The organism is Stenotrophomonas sp. 05L44_2 (assembly GCF_056665995.1).
In genome coordinates this window covers 1-1,168 of the sequence record NZ_JBFTNR010000983.1, presented here as the reverse complement: position 1 = coordinate 1,168, position 1,168 = coordinate 1, and the positions used below count along the sequence as shown (strand labels likewise).

The following is a 1,168-nucleotide window of genomic DNA, read 5'->3' as shown; positions in this document are numbered from 1 at the left end:
CGGTAGCCGATGGCAGCCACGGAATCCAATGCGCGTAGTGCACATGGCGTGCTGCCAGCAACAACAGCAGCAGGCCCACGCCCAGCTTCACCGTCAACAGTGCACTGGCCAACAACAGCGCGCGCGGCGTCCGCAGCACTGCAGCGGCAGCCCCCAGCAGCAGCACCAGAATCGCAGCCGCCAGCGGCAAGGGCAGCCACTGCCCGGGTGCAGCGTCGATGACCTCGGCGGCTGCGTACAGATGACGCGCCATCGATTGCGCCAGCCCTGCGATGGTCGCCGCCAGTTCCAGCAGCAGGGTAATCACCAGTACATCGGCAGGCAGCCTGCCCCAGGCGGCACGCAGCAGACCATGCAGACCCGAAGCATCCGGCAGGCGCCGCATCGCCATGCGCAGGCAATACAGCATCGGCACTGCGCCCAACGCCGCCAGCAACAGGCTGAGGACAATGGCGGGCCCCGCCTGTGCCGCCGTGTGCTGCCCGACCAGGGCGACAACGCTGCCGCCCAACAGCAGGGTCAGCGCCACCACCAGCAGATGGTCGGTGCCCAGCCTCCCGGGCTTCGCGCTGGCGTGCAGCGCGCCTCCGTTGTCGCCGATCATTCAAAGCTCCCTTGATGTCGCCCAAGCGTGGTCGACAACAGGCTGGCAGCCTGACGCGGTAAGCGGAATCGGAATCTGCGCCATACGAACGATGATGTGACAGCTTGCACGCCGTGGTCGGCGCGAGCGGTCCAGCTACGACAGATTCACCACCATCAAGCAGGCTTGATGCAGGCGTTCACGACAGCGCAAAGGCAGGGCGCCCTTGAAACACCTGAGGGCGACAGGCGGGGTCTCAGGCCAGCGGCGGCGGCAGGTGTGGAGCCACCAGCTGCAGGGTCCGCTGCAGCGCGCCGCGGCCATTGCTGACCAGCGTGCAACCGGCGCGGGCCATGTCTTCGCGCGCCTGCACGTCGTCGAGCAGGTGCAGCAGCAGATCACCCACCGCCTGCACGTCCTCGCCGATCAGCAGTGCACCGGCCTCGCGCATGCGCCGCGAGATCTCGGCGAAGTTGTGCAGATGCGGGCCGGTCACCGCTGCGGTGCCCATCGCTGCCGGTTCCAGCAGGTTGTGGCCGCCGATGGCCTGCAGGCTGCCACCGACGAAGGCGACCTGGGCACAGC

General features: G+C 68.0%; 1 protein-coding gene and 1 pseudogene. Both read right to left on the bottom strand.

Features of this window, described 5'->3' with window-relative positions; genetic code table 11:
• On the bottom strand, positions 1-604 hold a 604-nt coding region (locus AC1VAN_RS22520), incomplete at its 3' end, for an amino acid permease (RefSeq protein ID WP_480986823.1).
• 235 nt (positions 605-839) lie between these two features.
• Positions 840-1,168 (bottom strand): annotated as a pseudogene (locus AC1VAN_RS22515) (lipid IV(A) 3-deoxy-D-manno-octulosonic acid transferase); the annotation flags it as partial.